The 17,153-nt window shown below is 55.3% G+C and carries 13 protein-coding genes; 4 read left to right on the top strand and 9 right to left on the bottom strand.

The genetic code is table 11. From position 1 onward, the window contains the following. Nucleotides 1-3 precede the first annotated feature (3 nt). Nucleotides 4-3,261, top strand: a complete 3,258-nt coding sequence (locus DMG62_06270) for a hypothetical protein (protein PYY23809.1) — start codon at nt 4-6, stop codon at nt 3,259-3,261. On the opposite strand, the gene DMG62_06265 is transcribed toward DMG62_06270, so the two are convergent. Beyond that, nucleotides 3,242-3,574, bottom strand: coding sequence for a hypothetical protein (locus DMG62_06265; GenBank protein ID PYY23808.1), 333 nt, complete (start codon nt 3,572-3,574; stop codon nt 3,242-3,244). The two genes, DMG62_06270 and DMG62_06265, sit on opposite strands and share 20 nt — an antisense overlap. Before the next feature lie 138 nt (nt 3,575-3,712). Beyond that, the gene (locus DMG62_06260) at nt 3,713-4,573 is read right to left on the bottom strand and encodes a hypothetical protein (GenBank protein PYY23807.1); all 861 of its coding nucleotides are present in this window, start codon (nt 4,571-4,573) and stop codon (nt 3,713-3,715) included. 544 nt (nt 4,574-5,117) lie between these two features. Between DMG62_06260 and DMG62_06255 the strand changes: the two genes are divergently transcribed. The 3 genes from DMG62_06255 (at nt 5,118) to treZ (ending at nt 8,960) form a co-directional block, all read left to right on the top strand. Then, complete coding sequence (locus DMG62_06255) at nt 5,118-5,894, top strand: cyclase (protein ID PYY23806.1); 777 nt, start codon at nt 5,118-5,120, stop codon at nt 5,892-5,894. Further along, nucleotides 5,891-7,090 (top strand): glutathione-dependent formaldehyde dehydrogenase, encoded by a 1,200-nt coding sequence (locus DMG62_06250; GenBank protein PYY23805.1) that lies wholly within the window; start codon nt 5,891-5,893, stop codon nt 7,088-7,090. The genes DMG62_06255 and DMG62_06250 overlap by 4 nt, the downstream gene beginning before the upstream one ends. A 124-nt stretch (nt 7,091-7,214) precedes the next feature. Beyond that, nucleotides 7,215-8,960: a malto-oligosyltrehalose trehalohydrolase gene (gene treZ, locus DMG62_06245; GenBank protein PYY23804.1), complete on the top strand. Its 1,746-nt coding sequence runs from the start codon at nt 7,215-7,217 to the stop codon at nt 8,958-8,960. A gap of 3 nt (nt 8,961-8,963) precedes the next feature. On the opposite strand, the gene DMG62_06240 is transcribed toward treZ, so the two are convergent. From DMG62_06240 to DMG62_06210, 7 genes are all read right to left on the bottom strand, one after another. Beyond that, nucleotides 8,964-11,942, bottom strand: coding sequence for a hypothetical protein (locus tag DMG62_06240; GenBank protein ID PYY23803.1), 2,979 nt, complete (start codon nt 11,940-11,942; stop codon nt 8,964-8,966). A gap of 139 nt (nt 11,943-12,081) precedes the next feature. Beyond that, entirely contained in the window at nt 12,082-12,798 is a 717-nt protein-coding gene (locus DMG62_06235; GenBank protein ID PYY23802.1) for a 16S rRNA methyltransferase, read from the bottom strand. A gap of 9 nt (nt 12,799-12,807) precedes the next feature. After that, a complete protein-coding gene (gene dnaJ, locus DMG62_06230) occupies nt 12,808-13,926 on the bottom strand; it encodes a molecular chaperone DnaJ (protein PYY23801.1) in 1,119 nt (372 codons plus the stop codon). 12 nt (nt 13,927-13,938) lie between these two features. After that, nucleotides 13,939-14,529 (bottom strand): nucleotide exchange factor GrpE, encoded by a 591-nt coding sequence (grpE, locus tag DMG62_06225; GenBank protein PYY23800.1) that lies wholly within the window; start codon nt 14,527-14,529, stop codon nt 13,939-13,941. 9 nt (nt 14,530-14,538) lie between these two features. Next, on the bottom strand, nt 14,539-15,585 hold the full coding sequence (gene hrcA / locus DMG62_06220; GenBank protein ID PYY23799.1) for a heat-inducible transcription repressor HrcA: 1,047 nt from the start codon (nt 15,583-15,585) through the stop codon (nt 14,539-14,541). A gap of 133 nt (nt 15,586-15,718) precedes the next feature. Further along, the gene (locus DMG62_06215; protein PYY23798.1) at nt 15,719-16,543 is read right to left on the bottom strand and encodes an ATP-binding protein; all 825 of its coding nucleotides are present in this window, start codon (nt 16,541-16,543) and stop codon (nt 15,719-15,721) included. A 49-nt stretch (nt 16,544-16,592) separates the two neighbouring features. Next, the gene (locus tag DMG62_06210; GenBank protein PYY23797.1) at nt 16,593-17,108 is read right to left on the bottom strand and encodes an acyl-CoA thioesterase; all 516 of its coding nucleotides are present in this window, start codon (nt 17,106-17,108) and stop codon (nt 16,593-16,595) included. Nucleotides 17,109-17,153: the final 45 nt, after the last annotated feature.

Raw genomic sequence — 17,153 nt, 5'->3', positions numbered from 1 at the left:
ACGATGGCGTTGGGGAACAAAGCGTGGATCGTCGCGGGAGCAGCCTGCCTGCTTTTCGCATCGATACTGTTGTGCCCATCGCAGGTTTTCTCCGCAGAACCGGGCGTTGTTTCAAGCGTAGACGTCTATTGGAAATCGACTCACTCCATCACAGCGCCTGGCGTAACCAGCGTAATTGTGCTTGACGAGGAAGTCGCTCACGCCGAACTCGGCAACGAGGTCATTACATTTGCCGGACTCTCACGCGGCGAGACTGTGGCGCTGGCTTATGTGAACGGCGCTCCTGTCAGTATCATCGTTCACGTCATCGAGCGCCCGATGAAGCTTATTCCGCCGAGTCTGCTGCGTCGCGAATCGGAGCTGGCGCATGGGACACTCGGCAGCGATTTCCAGATCTCCAACTCTGGTGGTACATCCAATTACACGCTCTTTGATTCGTTTTCCTGGTCACAGCAGGTTGGCGACAATCGCCTCGATGCGGTGAGTCAGTTCGAGAACAACAACCAATTCGGGGGACACGCAGTTAATCTCCGAACAGGAAGCATTGCGTATCGCACTTCAGGCTTCGCCCTCAACCTGGTTGATTTCAGTCAGAGTTTGACCGGCGAAACCGGTGAGGATCGAATTAACCAGTTCTCAGCGCCAGGAGGCGCCGGACTGCGCGGTGCCAGCCTCAGTCTTTATCGTGGCAAAAATGAGTTCTCGTTTTTTGGAGGCACAACGATTCCTTACTACTTCCTTGCCCTGAACGCCTCGCGTGACGCCGCTGGCTTTATTTTTCATCGGAAACAGAACGAACGATTGAGCTTCTTTAGCGGTACCAGCTATCTGAACATTCCCGTAAACGTGGGCACTGCTCTGCAACGTCGCGACTACGTAATGCAGAATGCCGGAGCCAGCTTTCGCCTGACCAAAGGTCTACTTCTCGGCGCGCAGGGCGGTATCAGCAATGACGGCAAGATGGGGCGCGCAGATGTTTCTTACACCAACTTTCGCTTTTCCGGATATGCAAGCAGCATTTTCGCTTCGCAGACGTTTCCGCTGAGCCAGATTCAGTCGCTGTTCTCAGGAACGTCGAATACGCGAGCCGGTTTTAATTACCGGCTCAGCTCGCGGCTGAGTCAAGGGCTTTACTACGACCATACGGACGTAACTCCAGGATTGATCTATCGCTACAAAGGGAGCAGCGATTATCTAAGTCCTAATATGGGATTTCGGATCTCTCGTGGCGAGGCTGTCTATTTTGCTTACACCTATAGCCGAAACAGCGGTGGATTTACAGCAACCACTGCTACGGGAGATCGCTACGATGTCTCGCTGAGCTCGCAGATCACGCAGAGAATCGCGAACACCGCCCAAGCAACGATTGGATCGATTCAGGATCCTCTCCAGATCACGTCGGAGGATCGTCTCACGGTTCGCGATTCCATCAGTCTACCGATCAAGACTCAGACATTGCTGCTGGGGGTGGAGCACGATCGCGTGAACCCATCCCTAGTCTCAAAGCTCAATCAGGAACTCAGCTTGCTGTCGCCGGTGTTGCAAGCGCAGTTTCAAGCCAATCCGTCGGCTTTCATCGATTCATCGAACTTTCCGCCTGAAGTAAAGGCATTGCTCGCAGCGCAGCAGCCGAAAGGAACTACTGTTTCGGCTGCCGCAAACCTTGCCATTGGATCGAAGCTGCACCTGAATCCGAGCCTTTCTTTCACTTACGGCAGCAATGCCACCCAGCAAAACAACTGGACACAATCGGTCGGCTATTCGCTCAATTATCAGTTCCGTCCGACTTTGCAATTTCGCTCTTCGCTAAGCAACGTGTACCTCTTCGACAGTCGCCAGACGAATCTCGTACGCACGACCATCTTCACCTTCGGCTTCCTGAAGAGCTTCACGGCGGCTCCCGCGTCGATGCTGTTACATCGTGAGCGCGTGATCGAAGGCCGCGTCTTTCGCGACATGAATATCAATGGCGCCTACAACATTGGCGAACCTGGACTCGAAGGAGTTGAAGTACGCCTCGAGGACGGCCAAGCTGCGCTGACTGACGCGCAAGGAAGATTCAAATTCGCCTCTGTCTCGACAGATCAGCATCAGGTTTCTCTAGCCCTCACGCAATTCCACCTCCCAGTCCGCATGACGACACGCGCCGAAGTGGAAGCCGACTTGATCCAGCAGCGCATTGCTGCAGTGAACTTCGGCATCCTCGACTTTGCCCGACTCATGGGAAGCGTTTACAACGATCTGCGCTTTGACAATCATCGCCAACCTGATTCGAGGGGAATGGGAAGCATCGAGTTATTGCTGGATGACGGTAAGACTGTGCGCAAGATAGAGACAGGGGGCTCAGGCGACTTTCAGATCGACAACGTCACTCCCGGCGACTACAAGCTGTCATTAAATCCCGCTTCACTGCCAGCCAATTACATCGGCCCAGTTGAGGCGATCCCGATCCACATCAGCCCAGTGTCGACCGTCATTGAAGAATTTCCGCTACGCGCACTGCGTTCTATTTCGGGAAGAGTGCTCCTGAAGGCGCAAGATGAACTCTCCGGAAGTTCCGCAAAGCCGCCAAAAAAGAACCAAACTACTTCCCAGCGCGACGCGGAAAAAAGTGGAGAGGCAGAGATGATTCCGGTGGCTGGAGCGCAAGTCACAGCCGGGCCGTCGACGGCAACCACCGACAAAGATGGGAAGTTTCTGCTACGCAATTTGCCAGCTGGCGATCTGAGCGTCTCCATCAAGCCCGTACAACCATTGCCACACGGAATCAATATTCCCACAGGAACCGTGAAGCTGCCGGCTGAGCCTCTGCAGATTCAGGGCGCAACAATCATCATAACCAATGCAGAGCTGCTTCCTTACCTGACTGATGATGTATTGAGAGCGCCTACAGCAGGTGCACAGCAAGCAATCACTTCGGCATACACGCACGTGCGTGAGCGAATCAAAGAGCTGCCACCCCGGGCAGTCGCACCTTCCCCTGTAGCCCAAGCGAAACCGGCGTTACCTGCCAAGATTGGAAAGGAAGTTGGGTCCTCCGCACCTTTGGCGACTGTTGTACCGGCCCCTGCTCAGTTAAGCAGTAAGAAGCAAACATCGAATCCATCTACTGCGGAGCCGACCACGGCCCGCCGTGGGCAGAATGCCATTTCCTACGACGAAGTGAATCGGGCAATCTGCGAGTCAATGCCATCAGTCGGTGAAATCGCACAATGCTTCCGTCAGATGAAGCAGAACGCAACTACGGAGCCACGACGGTAACGGTTTCGAGCACTGCTCGCACACCTTCCTGCTGCTTCTTCCCCTTCATGGAACTGGAATCCAGTAGGTGTCTTTCGGTCTTAATCTCGAGTGATGAAGTGGGCATCGTTATTGAATTCGCGGACGCCGAGTGTTCCTTCGGCGAAATTGGGCTGGGCACAGCGTGAACAACCGTGACCTGGATGTGTAACCCCGCTTGTGTCCTTGAATCTGTGGCTGACAGATTTAGAGAGAGGAAAATGATGCCCAGAATGGGAGGTGCTAGTGCGAGGCGTGTCCGGGCTAGACCGGTACCTGGAGCGTACGACTGCATACTTACTCCGATCGAGGCGTGGAACCTTATCACGAATGGGGAAGCGAATGGAAGCCGCAGGGTGACTAGGATGGCCGGGTGGCTGCTCGATCGAGCAGACTGTCCCACCCTCGCTCTTCGCGAGGGCGGGAGCTGATCTTAGTCCTTCAATGAAACAGTCATGTTATCGAGATAGATGTGATAAGGCGAGCTACTCGCATCCAGATCCACCTGGAATGCGTTCGTGAGTTCGAGCCCGTTCCCGGTAAACAACGCGTCATGTGTGATGTTGACTGGGTAGGTGACGCCGTCCACCGTGATGGAATCGTGCATGACCTGGGTTCCCGACGCGTGGTAGATCGCGATGATGTGATGCCAAGTGTCTGGGGCAAACGGTTGGAAACCTACGCTTGTCGGTTCCCAATGTTTGGTCGTGTAGTTAAACACGCGCCAGGACTTGCTGTCGTAGTCAGCCTGCCAAGCGTAGTTGTAGGTGTATCCCTCGGAGTTCTGCTGACACTCGAATTCAAGAGCTTGCGGTGCGCTGGCATATTGCCCTGGAATGTAAAGGTCGAACTCATAGCGTAGATAGCTCAATGGATTGGGTACTGTAGGTTGCTCGATGAAGTAGTATCCGCCTGAATATGCAGGGCCCCCCGCGATCCAGAAGTCAGCTGAGCTGCCGCTCAGTGCTGGACTCGCAATTCCCTGGGTTAGGTTGTAAACGGGACCTTGCCCGGTACCCCCGTCGTTGCCGCAGCCACCACAGGTCTGCCATCCCGTCTGGTTCTGGATATTGGAGATGACAGTCGCTCCCGACGGTGGAACCGGTGCGCCTCCGTTGCTGCCCGAACCAGGGGTGGTGCTGACGGAAGTAGACGATCCTGAACCAATTAACTGTGTCGTCGTAGTACTAGTGGATGGTGGTTTGGCATTCGAAACTGAGCAACCGGTAAAAGAAAAAATCCCAATGGATAGTATTCCTATGGCGCTGAACCCTTTCAGATTCAAGTGCATCATGGACCTTTCGGTCGGTGGGGGATCCGACTGTCAGGTCAAAGTAGGAGAGCATCTACTCTGGATGTATACGGCAGGACTAGTAAGCGGATTAAAGAATTCGCCTTAGTTGGGGGTAGTACCTTAGGGCAGTACAACAAGGTTCTCCAACGCCTGCAGAGCACCGTGTTAACCCAAGACCAGACTCCTGCGGAGCGGTTACATCGGAGGTGGATGGTTGGACACCGGAATTCTCTGTTCACTCCTTGTCAGGTTCTTGAATGTCGATGAACCCCCAACTCACTTTGTGCGTCTTGTTATTGCCAAGAATCCATAGGCCTCGCCGTTAATTTCCTGGTTTTCACGCAACTTCGCGAATTGTGGGCAGAATTCCAGATTTCGCGGGGGAATTCGCAAAAGGCCTGTTTCCCACGCTGTTCCGCGCTATAGTTCCGAATCTAGAGAACCTCATCGAGCGACACCATCCGACAACTCCAACCATTGGCGCTCTCGCGAACTGTTCGGCGCATCCATGAATCGTTGACCGAAAATTCAGGAGCGCTAAGTCATGAGTTTAATATCCGACATTCGTCCGGAAGGCGTGCGCGGCCAGGCGCGATCACTCGAGTTCGCGCGATGGAGCGCGATTCTCGGTGGTGGCGCAATGGCTTTGTTGGGTTTGTCGCGCAGATCCAAAACAGGCCTCGCTGTTGCTGCAGCCGGCGGGATCATAGCCTACGGCGGCGTGGCACTCGACTGGAACGCGCAAGGTGTTCTCGTCGAGAGCAGTTTCGCCCTTAATTGCACGCCAGAAAAGGCATATCAGTTCTGGCGCAACTTCGAAAACCTGCCGCGTTTCATGCGCAATCTAGAATCCGTAACAGTTATTGATAATCGCCATTCGGAGTGGAGCGTTATGGGACGCTTCGGAAAAAGCGTCCGCTGGACTGCAGAGATCGTCGATGAACGAAAAAACGAATGGATCGTGTGGCATTCGCTGCCCGGTTCCGATCTCGATCTACGTGGCTCAACCCACTTCCGCAGCGCTCCCGGCAATCGCGGAACGCTCATCACCGCTTCCATTCAGTATGGCTCGCCTGCCGGTGCTTCTGTTCGAGCTATTGCAAGAATCCTCGGAAAAGATCCAGAGTTCATGATGCGTGAGGATCTTCGCCGCTTCAAAGCACTGATCGAAGCCGGAGAAGTTCCAACAATCGATGGACAAACGCACGGTCCGCGTTCTGTGCTGGTGAAGACAATTCAAGAGGCATATCCGGAGCGACGGAAACCCAGCGAATTCGAAACCGGCTTACGTCAACTCAGAGTCGAAAGGAGTGCGTCATGAAAGCATTGTGTTGGATGGGCATAGAAAAATTAAGCGTCGAAGACGTTCCCGATCCGAAAATTCTCAATCCGCGCGATGCGATTGTACGCATCACGAGTACCTGCATCTGCGGCTCCGACCTGCATCTCTACAACGGGTACATGCCCACACTCGAGCAGGGGGACATCCTCGGCCATGAGTTCATGGGCGAAGTAGTCGAACTCGGCCCCGCAATCGATCAAGAGAAGTTGAAGATCGGTGATCGAATAGTCGTTCCGTTCACGATTGCATGCGGGAAGTGTTTTTTTTGTGAGCAGCAACTTTGGTCGTTGTGCGACAACACGAACCCGAATGCGTGGATCGCTGAAAAGCTGATGGGCTACTCGCCTTCCGGCTTATTTGGTTATACCCACATGATGGGTGGATATGCTGGCGGTCAGGCACAGTACGCGCGCGTTCCATGCGCTGACGTTGGTCCCATCAAAATTCCTGATGGACTGCCAGATGAGAAGGTCGTCTTTCTATCAGATATCTTTCCTACCGGGTACATGGGTGCGGAAAACTGCAATATCCAGCGCGGTGATACAGTCGCGATCTGGGGCTGCGGACCAGTAGGACAGTTCGCCATCCGCAGCGCATTTATGCTGGGCACTGAGCGTGTGATAGCGATCGACCGCTTCCCCGAGCGGCTGCGCTTAGCTGAAGAAGGCGACGCGGAAACGATCAACTACGAACTTGTCGATGACGTAGTCCAGACACTCAAAGACATGACGGGAAATCGCGGCCCTGACTCCTGCATCGACGCGGTGGGTATGGAGGCATACGGACATACGCTGCCTTTTCTTGTCGATCGTGCGAAACAGGCGATGAAGCTCTCGACAGACCGACCAAATGTGCTGCGTCAATGCATTCTGGCTTGCCGTAAAGGCGGAACGGTTTCGGTTCCGGGCGTCTATGGGGGATTTTTGGACAAAATCCCATTCGGAGCCGCGATGAACAAGGCGCTTACATTCAAAATGGGTCAGACTCATATGATGCGCTACATGAAGCCGTTGCTTGAGAGAATCGAGCGCGGCGAGATTGACCCTAGCTTTGTGATCACTCATCGCCTGCCGTTGTCCGACGCTCCGGGAGCGTACAAAATGTTCCGCGACAAGCAGGATCACTGTACCAAAGTGGTCCTCGATCCGTGGGCGGACGGAGCGAGGGCTGCCTAAACTCTAATGAGAATGGCGCCTGTTGCAGGACGCCATTCGCTTGTGCCAAAGTGTGCCACTCTTTTCTAAGACTTGACCTGCTTTCACTGCATCCAAGAGTCTGTTCTTTGAGGTTCCCGCTACGATGATGTTTGGCGCCACGGTTGCTTGCGACAAAGTGGAATTCCGAATCTGGGCTCCGAAGCTTGAGCAGCTCTCGGTTGAAGTGAACGGCTCCAAAGTCGAGCTTAGGCGCGATGAGGCAGGCATTTTCTGCGGCACTGCCAAGTCGAAAGCAGGAGACCGCTACTGCTACCTCATCGGCGAGAGACGCCTGCCTGACCCGGTTTCGCGCTTTCTACCTGAAGGCGTACACGGCCATACTGAGATCGTCGATCCTGAGGCCTTCATCTGGAGCGACGAGAGTTGGACCGGCCTCTCATTTCACGAGTACATCATTTACGAATTGCACATTGGGACGTTCTCGCCGGAAGGAACTTTCGATGGTGTGATCAAGAAGCTCGATCACCTGCATTCGCTTGGCGTGACTGCGATTGAGATTATGCCGGTGTCGGCGTTTCCTGGCGAGCGCAACTGGGGGTACGACGGAGTTTCTCTGTACGCTGTGCAGGCGAGCTATGGTGGCCCGGAAGGTCTCAAGCGGCTGGTGAATGCGGCGCACCGCGCCGGCCTCGCGGTGGTGCTCGATGTCGTCTACAACCATCTAGGAGCCGAAGGGAATTACCTGCGCGAGTTCGGCCCGTACTTTACCGATCGTTATCACACGGTTTGGGGCGACGCAATCAACTATGACGGCGAAGACAGCCAGCAAGTTCGCAAGTACGTCATTGAGAACGCACTCCACTGGATTCGCGAGTATCACGTCGACGCTCTGCGTCTCGATGCAATTCAGGCGATCTACGATAGCTCAAAGACACACATCATCAAAGAACTCGCACGTGATGTGCAGGAGTTCGCGCGAGGCGCCAATCGGCGGATTGCTCTGATTGCAGAATCGGACCAGAACGATCGTAGTCTGATTTTGCCTACTAGCGAGGGCGGATTCGGACTGGACGCCGTCTGGAGCGACGATTTCCACCACTCTGTCCACACATACCTGACCAAGGAAAACCGCGGGTATTACCAGGACTATGGAGAGCCAGAAAAGATCGTAAAAGCCCTCAACGAAGGCTTTGTCTTTCAGGGACAGCACTATCGTTTTTGGCGCGCTTCACGGGGTTCGAGCACCGAAGGCATTCCTCTACCACGCCATGTGTTCTGCATCCAGAATCATGACCAAGTTGGGAATCGCTGCACAGGAGAGCGCCTTGGCCATGTCGTTCCTCGCGGAGCTGCCAAAGCCGCAGCGGCACTGCTACTTCTCGCGCCAGAGACACCGCTGCTGTTTATGGGTGAAGAGTACGCCGAGCCCGCGCCCTTTCAATTCTTCACCGACTATGGAGACAAGAACCTGCAACAAGCGGTGATCGATGGACGCAAAAAGGAATTTGAAGATTTCGCCTGGGAAGAAACGCCGAACCCGCAGGATCCTGAAACTTTCAAGCGCTCGAAACTGACTTGGAAGATAGATGAAAAGATGTTCGCATGGTACCGCGAGCTCCTCAATCTTCGGCGCAAGTTCGTGACGCACTCGTCGCGAACCTGTCGGGCAAGATTGACGCACGGTGAAATCGTCCTCGAGGTGCCAGCTCAGAATGCCGAAATAGTGATTAGAGTGCGATTTCCTGGAAGCGGGAAAGCTGCGGAGACAACCGAAGCCCATGAGGAAGTCCTATTGCGCAGCGATGAGAATGGATACCAGACATTAATTCTTAAATGTCAGCGCGTCTCGCAGGCAGCGTCAAAACCGACGCAAGCGGCTGCAGACTAAATTTCAGGCGCTCACGCCAGCAACCGGGGTTTCGGCAGGTTCAAATACTCGCTCTACCGTGGCGGGACATAGACTGTTGTAGCCGCAGTTCTTGCAATGAAACCCAGGCGATGGATGAAAAGCTCCTGCGCGAATTCCATTCGCTACGTCCAGAACTTTGTTTCGAATTCTCTCTTCATTGTTTACGCGAGTTGTTTCGGCAGTGCTGTTATCTTCCAGGTTATAGAAGACCAGCTTCTCGACCCTGTGTTCTTCGAGCCTTGCAGCCATGGCATAGATACCAAGCTGCACGCTGTTGTCCGCGTCCATATTGTTCTTCGGAGCGCCGGTCTTGTAGTCCAGGACTTGAACCCCACCGCTTTCGAGCTGATCTATGCGATCGATGCGGCCGTTGATCATCACATCTTCGATCGCGAAGCGAAATTTCTTTTCTGTGCTAAGGACGCAAGGTTTGGGCTCAAGTGCGCGAAGAGCGATAAACTGCCGAAGCTGCTCGGCCCCCTGTCGCTCGTATAGCGTTCGTTGGAGAGCTTCGTCGATCTTCGCCTGCTCAAACTCGCGCAGAAAGATGTCAACGCTTTCCTCAGCCGCACGGTCGATTCCTCGTCGCGCGGCATCGTAGAAATCCTTGAGCGTAGAGTGCATCGCCGCTCCATACTGCAGCGCTGCGGATGGCTCTTCAGGAAGCCGCCAATGCTTTTGCAGGGCATACTTCAGCGGACATATTGCATACGTCTCAATCGCCGAAGCACTCAATTCCACAATTTGCGATATCGGGTCGCGCGCGATAGCGGCCCAGGCGGGTAAGTCGCGCAGGATTTCTTCTCGAGCGGCATATCGCGGCTCAAGAATTCTGAGCGCATGCTTTACCGTTGAGTCATCATTGAGTTCGCGCAGAAAACCCGAAGGAATCTCCTGTTTATTCTTGCCGGCACGCAACCGGCCGTACAGCGTAAGCGTGTCGCGGGCTCGCGTAACAGCGACGTAAAACAAACGCCGCTCTTCTTCACGGTGAATGTCGTCATCGCTTTTTGCCGCTAGCGAGTTCCCGCGGCTCAGCTCGCGCGGAAATTCAAACAGCGTTTCTTTGTAGTTCGTTGGGAGTGATCCGGAGGCCACTCGCAATACGAAAACATTCTTGAACTCCAGCCCCTTGGCAGCATGAACGGTAAGCAGCTTTGCTGCATCGCGATCTTCCTCAACATGTTGGGAACTTAAGTGCTGGAATTCCTCCTCTGGGCGCTCAGGAGAAGTCAGAGGAAGTGTGCCTCCGCCGGTCTTGTACAAATCGAGATATTCCAGAAACTCAGCCAATCGGCCGGTTCGAGCGATGCGCTTCTCTCGCCATTTCGCGGCGAAATCCCGAAAGCGAACGAACTCAACAGAGCATTGCGAGATATTCAGAACGGCAGCTGCAGCCCCGACGATCTCCAGCAAATCGCCTCCGACAGCATTGCAACGCTCCGCAAATTCCCGAAGCGAGTGCAGTAGCTCCGGACCGCCAGACACGTCGTTGAGAAGCTGCACGACTTTGGTGCCACGCGCGCATGATGACAATTTCGCGTACAAGCCGCTCAGATTAATGCCTGAATCATTGCGCAGCGCGAGACGGAAGAACGCAACATCATCGGAGCCTGAGATTGCGCAGTGCAGCCAGGCGACCAGATCACGCAACACATCGCTTTCGAATACGTCAGTATCCTGTACCTCGAAGGGAATGGATCGCGCGCCAAGCTCCTCGACGAGGCCCTCGGCATTGGCGTGGCTGCGGAAGAGAACGGCGCAGTCTGGCCAGCGCGCGCCTTGAGCATGCAATTCGAGCATGCGCTCCGCAATATCTGAGCATTCTTGGGCATATTCCCGATATGGAACCAAATGCACAGGCTCGGTTCCAAAGAGCAAAGCACTCCCGGTATTGCGATCTTCTTCGTCGCGGGCCGACACCAGCTTCTCGCGCTCGAGACTCAGGCGGCTGCCCGCCGGCGAAAATCCTGGATTGTGGCGAATGCTGGAGAAGCCGCAGTCCAGGATGTTCTGCGTCGAGCGCTGATTCGCGGCGAGATTAATAATGTTTCGCTGCTCCAGCCGGTCGAAGACGCTGATGAATTCCGTGAACGCCGCGCTGGAGGCGCCTCGAAAGTGATAGATCGCCTGATCGGGATCGCCAACCGCGAAGACATTCTGCTCAGATCCCGCCAGCACGCGCGTGAGCTCGATCTGTGCATGATTCGAGTCTTGAAATTCATCAACCAGCAGGAAACGGGTGTGGCGACGTTCGCGAGCAAGCAGGAGCGCATCGCTTCGCAGCAGTTGAATCGCACGGGGGACCAGCGCGCCGAAAGTCAACAGACGATTCGACGCTAGCAGCGCCTCGACGGCGATAAAGATCGCAGAGATTTCCTCACATCGCTCGAGAACTTCGTCGCGACTCATGCTTTCCGCCAGTTTCTTCTTTGCAACTCGCGGAAGTGCGATTTCTCCGGCTCGCACATGCGCAACGTATTCGGCATAAGTGCTCGCGTTGACCAACTCGTCCGAGCAGCGATCGAAAAAAGTGAGCAGGTCCTTTAGGAAGCGGCCGGGATTGGCAGCCCGAAGAAAGCGATTCAGTGGAAGTTCTGCGACTCGCTGGCGCAGGAATGTCCATAGCTCGAACTGATCGAGAAGCTGGAAGTCTTCCCCAGCCTCGCGCAGCAGTTGATAGCAGTACCCATGAAAGGTGGATGCGTGTAGTCCTGAGGCTGCGATTCCTGCAGACGATCGTGAAACCCGCGACCGAATCTCGCGTGCAGCCTTATGAGTGAAGGTAAATGCACGAATGTCGTTGGCCTGAGCGTGCCTTGCATTGATTAGCCGTGAGATCCGGTGCACCAGAACGCTGGTCTTACCGGTCCCAGCTCCGGCAAGCACCAGCATGGGCCCATGGACGTGACTGGCCGCCTGCTTCTGCTTCGGATTGAGCTGCGAATACGAGATTCCCATAAAACCTTTCAGCGTCCGAGGGCATTATGCGAAAAAAAGGCGAACAATACAACGGGAATCACTGGATGCGAGTGCAAATCTGGAGCACAAGAAGTTGGGATAAATCAGTGGCACAGCTGCCCTCGGTTGTGTTCGCGGCTCAGCCACCGCGGAACGACTGCGCAATCGCCAGTGCAGCAATGGCAGCAGTTTCCGCCCGCAAGATTGTGGCACCAAGAGATGCATGCACCCATAGACTCTTTGTAAATGAGGCCAATTCTGATTCGGTCCAACCACCTTCAGGGCCAACCGCCAGGGACAGCTCCGAAGCCATCCCTATAGCATCTCGCAACCGAAGCTCATGCTCGGTTTCGGCCAACACGACGCGTTTGCCCTGAGCGGTTGAAATAACTCCATCAAGCTTTTCAGGATTGGCGACTTCGGGGACAGATTCACTCCGCGATTGCTGCGCCGCCTCATGCGCGATTCGTCGCCAGCGATCGACACGTTTTTGAGCCGCGGTTGCGAGATGTGCATCCGTGCGTCGCGCGATAACGGGAACGATACTGTTGACCCCGAGCTCCGTGCATTTCTCTACCGCCCACTCGAAACGATCGAATTTGAAAATAGCAAGATAAAGATGAATCTGCGCTGTGGCCCGTCCGACCTCGGTGCGCGGAACATCATGGGTGGAAAAGACGATACGTTGGGGCTCGATTTCGATGATTTCGCCCATGCGCACGCCGGAGGGCGTCGCGATTTCGAATTGCTGTCCTACACGCGCACGCAGAACTCGGGAGAGATGCTCAGCTTTTTTTCCCAGAAGAAAGGCTTGGTCGCCTGAGACCTCATCGGCGATCCAGCGACGGCGGGTCATCGCCGCAGTTTACTGCAGGCGTGCCTTCATGCGTTCAAAGAAGCTGCGCTTGTCCTGCTTTTCGTCGACCTGTGTAAGTGTCGCGAGCTCTTCCAGAAGCTCGCGTTGACGCGGAGAAAGCTTCTTGGGAATCTGAACTTCAACGTGAACGATTAGGTCCCCTCGTCCTCGTCCGCGCAGTATAGGAACGCCCTTGTTCCGAATTGGGATTGTCTGGCCGCTCTGTGTTCCGGCGGGAATTTTGAGGGCGTATTCGCCATCAAAGGTCGGCACAGCGACTTCCGTTCCAAGTGCGGCCTGAGGAAACGCGATTGTCACCATGCAGTGCAGATGGTTTCCATCTCGTGCGTAGAACGAGTCTTCTTTAACGCCGAGCACAACATATAAGTCCCCGGATGGGCCGCCGAAAACACCGGCCTCGCCTTCTCCCTGATAACGAATCCGCGTGCCGTCCTCCACTCCAGGCGGAATATCGATTTTCATTTTGTGTTCGCGAATTACGCGACCTTCGCCACGACAGGTCTTGCATGGGTCAGTGATTACCTGGCCAGTGCCGCCGCAAGTTCCGCAGGTGCGAGCCACACTGAAGAATCCCTGCTGATACCGAAGTTGCCCGCGGCCTCCACAAGCGCTGCATGTAGTCGGCTGCTTTCCGTGGGCTGCTCCGGTTCCACGGCACGTATCGCAAGTCTCGGTCTTGCGAACGGGAATCTCGGTGCTCTTCCCGAAGATCGCATCCTTCAGCTCGATCGTGATGTCGGCGCGCAAATCTGCGCCACGCTGTGCGCGACTGCGGCGGCGACCACCGCCGAAGGCGTCGCCAAATCCGAAGAGGTCGCCGAAGATCTCGCTGAGATCCTGGAAGGACGAAGCATCGAAACCAACTCCGCCGCCTCCGAATCCCGCATGACCAAAGCGGTCGTACTGTGCGCGCTTCTCCTCATCCGAGAGGACGCTGTATGCCTCGCTCGCCTCTTTGAATTTTTCTTCCGCATCTTTGTCACCGGGATTGCGATCAGGGTGATGTTGCATCGCGAGCTTGCGGTAGGCGCTCTTCAGCTCCTGCTCGGTGCAGGTTCGGCTTACACCTAGAACTTCGTAATAGTCCCGCTTCACTTTTGTAGGCAGGTGGATTCTCCGTTATTTGCCGGTTGGATTTGTGGCCACTCGAACCATCGCCGGACGCAGCAGCCGCTCTTTCAGCTTGTATCCGCGTTGCAACTCGTCAATCACTTCGTGATCCGCGTGGTCTGCGGACTCGACCATCTCGATCGCCTCATGTACGCGTGGATCGAAGGTGCTGCCCTGGGCCGGAATCACCTGCACGCCGAGACGCGAGAGAACATCGTCCATCTGCTTGCGGATCAATTCGATGCCCGAACGCAGCGCCGCCTCAGCGCCTTCGTTCTTCTGGCTGCGAAGCGCCAGATCGAAGTTATCCAAAATGGGAAGGAAGTTCTTGACGGCATCCGCAACTGCATACTCGCGAAACTCAGCCTGCTCACGTGCGTTGCGCTTGCGATAGTTCTCAAATTCGGCTTGAAGACGCGCGAGACGATCTAGCAGAGCATCTCGTTCCTGGCTCACACGCTCGTATTCCTGGCGCGAGACTCCACCTTGCGATTCCTGTGCCAGCTCCTGCGCGTCGGCAGGCGGCAAAGATTCGTGCGCGCCGTTCTGTTGCCCGTCGTCCGTCTGTACTGTCTGATTCTGTTCCTTGTCGATTGCCATATTTCAAACTTACTCGTTCTCGTTTAAGACTTTGTCAAATAATTGCGCTATGTAAGACACAGCCGTAATCGTGTGCTCGTAGTCCATTCTGGTCGGACCGATTACCGCCAAAGATCCAACCACCTGCCCCCCCACACGCGCCGGCGCTCCAATCAGCACCAGGTTGCGCATCTCGGGCAAGCGATCTTCCAGGCCAATCACTACGCGAACCGCTTCCTGCCTGGTATCAACATAGCTGGAGAGTAGTTCCACGATCCGCTGTTTTTCTTCAAGAACTCGCAGCATTTCGCGCAGGCGCTCGCGATCAGCATCCTTTACTACCAGATTGGAGACACCTTCGACCCAGACCGTTTTGGGGCCTTCCTCCTGATGCAGCGCTCCACCGCGATAGAGCTGCTCCAGCGAGCTCATCAGTCGGTCGTACTCGCTGCGTTCCCGCTCGATGCGCCGCGCCAGCTCTGTGCGAATCGACTCAATCGTCCATCCCTGAAAGTTAACATTGATGTAGTTCGCGGCGCTCTCGAGTTCAGTCTGCGAGACGTCCCGATCCATACGCAGTACGCGGTCGCGAACAACTCCTGATTTCGTCACAACTACGGCAAGAACTTTGCCTGTGCTGAGGCGCGAGAAGTAGACGTGCTCCAGCTCATGACGATCGTGACCTGGAGACGATATCGCGACCCCAACTCCCCGTGAGATCAGCGACAGAACATGCGAGGTGCGCTCCAAAAATTCCTGCGGATCGCCGATCCCGAGAAAAGAATTCGTGATCAGTTCCTGGTCAGCGTGGGAGATTTGCGCGCGGCCGGTGAGCTGCTCCACGTAATACCGATATCCCTGCGGAGAGGGCACTCGTCCTGCCGAGGTGTGCGGCTGCTCAAGCAGTCCCGCTTCCGCCAAGTCGGCCATAACGTTCCGGATCGTCGCCGGACTTAATCCGTCCTTGTTCGCGCGAGCAAGAGTCCGCGAGCCAACCGGTTCCCCGGTTGAGATATAAGTCTCGACGATGGCGGTCAGGATTTCCCGTTCCCGAGAGCCTATATTGGAGCTTGGCATACGGCTAACTTATTGATTTTGCTTGGATAATACCAGAGCGAAGACACACTCCCACTGGTTAGATGATAGGAACCTGAGCGGGATGCTGTCAAGATAGCACTCCGAGTTCGGGAGTGCTAAGCGGCTCTCGGGTTCACCTAATCTCGATGACGCTCTCGGTCTTGTGTTCCGCTGCGCTCTGAGAAATTTGGCGCGCGAAGGCAAAGAACGATTTGGCATGTGGAGAATCCTCGCCTCCAAGTACCGCAGGCAAACCGGTATCGCCACCTTTACGAACATCGGCATCGAGCTCAACCGAGCCCAGGTATGGCACGCCAAACTGCTTCGCCGTGCGCTCCACCCCGCCCTTGGAGAAAATGTCGATCTCGTGATGGCAGTGCGGGCAGAGGAATTGGCTCATGTTCTCTACTACGCCGAAGACGTCTACCTTCACACCACGAAACATCTCGATGGCTTTGCGCGCATCTTGAAGCGAAACATCTGACGGCGTCGAGACAACAATTGCCCCGGTCAGCGGAACGGTTTGAAACAGCGAGATCACGACGTCTCCCGTTCCGGGAGGAAGATCGACGATTAGGAAGTCCAGATCACCCCACTCCACCTGCTGCAGAAACTGTTTAATGATCGAGTGCAGCATTGGTCCACGCCACACGAGGGGACGGTCGCCGGGACTGATGAATCCAACTGAAATCACCTTGATGCCGTGGTTCGTGATTGGAGCGATGCGGTTCTCCCCGAGCACATCGGGTTGCCGGTTGACGCCCATCATCAGCGGAACATTAGGTCCATAGATGTCAGCGTCGAGTAGACCAACTTTGTAGCCAAGCTTTCCCAACGCCACGGCCAGATTCACCGCGACCGTAGTTTTTCCCACTCCACCTTTACCCGAACCGACAGCAATTACGTTCTGCACGCCCGGAAGCGGCATTGGCCCTTGCTGCGGCGGGCCGCCATGCATGTGTCCCACGGATTGCTCCTTGAAACTTTGATTATACGTTTGAGCCGTGCTACCCGCGCGCCAGCTGATTGGCCTTCTTGCGCTCCTGCTCCTGCTTGCGCAGCTCCCGGCGCCGGCCAGCATCTTCGTAGCGCTGTTTCTCCTCTTCCGTTTCGGGTACAACGGGTGGCACGGGTTGTCGGCGTCCGCCATTATCGACTGCTACGAAAGTGAGGTATGCAGACGCAATATGGCGGCGGGTGCCAGCGATGTAGTTTTCTACCCAGCACTTCACGCCGACTTCCATCGACGTATGAAAAGCACGGTTTACCGAAGAACGCAGAATCAGAAGATCGCCAACGTGCACGGGAGCAAGAAAGTCGATGTGGTCCATAGATGCGGTCACAACGTAGCTTCGACTGTGACGGTGTGCGGCCATCGCTCCTGCAATGTCGATGAAGTGCATGAGCCTGCCGCCCAGCAGGTTGTTCAACGGATTTGCATCGTTAGGGAGCACCACTTCGGCCATTTCGGAGACGGAATCTGAAACCGGCCGCGGCTGCTGATGGTCATCGAGACTTTCCATGTGACCTAGAGTCGCAGGAATAAGGCAACGATTCAAGGTATGTTG

The sequence above is a fragment of the Acidobacteriota bacterium genome (genome assembly GCA_003225175.1).
Classification (GTDB): Bacteria; Acidobacteriota; Terriglobia; order Terriglobales; family Acidobacteriaceae; genus Gp1-AA112.
The sequence above is the reverse complement of the archived record's forward strand: the minus strand, read 5'-3'. Positions and strand labels throughout refer to the sequence as shown.

What these genes read in the sequence shown, in the direction of transcription:
- grpE (PYY23800.1), bottom strand. Translation starts at nt 14,529, where the DNA reads ATGGCAATCGACAAGGAACAGAATCAGACAGTACAGACGGACGACGGG.
- DMG62_06260 (PYY23807.1), bottom strand. Translation starts at nt 4,573, where the DNA reads ATGATGCACTTGAATCTGAAAGGGTTCAGCGCCATAGGAATACTATCC.
- DMG62_06240 (PYY23803.1), bottom strand. Translation starts at nt 11,942, where the DNA reads ATGGGAATCTCGTATTCGCAGCTCAATCCGAAGCAGAAGCAGGCGGCC.
- DMG62_06255 (PYY23806.1), top strand. Translation starts at nt 5,118, where the DNA reads ATGAGTTTAATATCCGACATTCGTCCGGAAGGCGTGCGCGGCCAGGCG.
- DMG62_06250 (PYY23805.1), top strand. Translation starts at nt 5,891, where the DNA reads ATGAAAGCATTGTGTTGGATGGGCATAGAAAAATTAAGCGTCGAAGAC.
- DMG62_06235 (PYY23802.1), bottom strand. Translation starts at nt 12,798, where the DNA reads ATGACCCGCCGTCGCTGGATCGCCGATGAGGTCTCAGGCGACCAAGCC.
- hrcA (PYY23799.1), bottom strand. Translation starts at nt 15,585, where the DNA reads ATGCCAAGCTCCAATATAGGCTCTCGGGAACGGGAAATCCTGACCGCC.
- DMG62_06265 (PYY23808.1), bottom strand. Translation starts at nt 3,574, where the DNA reads ATGCAGTCGTACGCTCCAGGTACCGGTCTAGCCCGGACACGCCTCGCA.
- DMG62_06270 (PYY23809.1), top strand. Translation starts at nt 4, where the DNA reads ATGGCGTTGGGGAACAAAGCGTGGATCGTCGCGGGAGCAGCCTGCCTG.
- DMG62_06215 (PYY23798.1), bottom strand. Translation starts at nt 16,543, where the DNA reads ATGCATGGCGGCCCGCCGCAGCAAGGGCCAATGCCGCTTCCGGGCGTG.
- DMG62_06210 (PYY23797.1), bottom strand. Translation starts at nt 17,108, where the DNA reads ATGGAAAGTCTCGATGACCATCAGCAGCCGCGGCCGGTTTCAGATTCC.
- treZ (PYY23804.1), top strand. Translation starts at nt 7,215, where the DNA reads ATGATGTTTGGCGCCACGGTTGCTTGCGACAAAGTGGAATTCCGAATC.